1 protein-coding gene is annotated in these 630 nt (G+C 38.3%); it reads left to right on the top strand.

What is annotated here, in order from left to right; all coding sequences use genetic code 11:
* Nucleotides 1-436 precede the first annotated feature (436 nt).
* A partial coding sequence (locus KIV40_RS31035; protein ID WP_285353139.1) for an EamA family transporter occupies nucleotides 437-630 on the top strand: 194 nt, incomplete at its 3' end.

A 630-nucleotide genomic window follows, 5' to 3' on the forward strand; every position in this document is an offset into this window, starting at 1 on the left:
ACTTTGAAGCCTAAATGGGTTGAGCCTTATGTGAAATACACCTGTGGACAAAAACGAGTCAGTCCTGGAGATGTATTTCGCTCTGATGGCAGTGTGGAACTGGGGTTTAACTTAAGGTTCTAGAACCCTGTTGAGATTTGAACCTTTTTTACCGTTTCATTTGGTAACTCTCACCCCTTTATTTTCGTATCTTGGATAGAGGGGATTTTTCCATTCAAGCACTCAATATACCCTTAAAAAGAACAATGAAATTACATTAACTTACTTGAGTGAAAATATTTTCTATATAAAGAACAATAAAAGAAATAAATTTTATCAATCTTTCAAATTAGAGATAAAAAGGCAAATTTTTTCTCTTGCGAGCTCCTTATACTGTGGCACATCAATTAGGCGGCACAAGCCTATGATTTACAATTATAAGTATTGGGAAGTCACCATGAATTCGAAGTCTTTTACTGTTTTACTCTTTTTGTCGGTGTGTCTTATCTGGGGCACCACTTGGTTCGCGATGGAAGTTGCTTTGCACTCTATCCCACCAATCTTTGCTACGGCACTACGTTTCCTATTAGCAGCCCCTCTGCTAGTCGTACTAGCCAAAGCCTTCAACCAGCCTTTATTGTTTCCAAAAGG

It is taken from the genome of Vibrio sp. D173a (assembly GCF_030248475.1).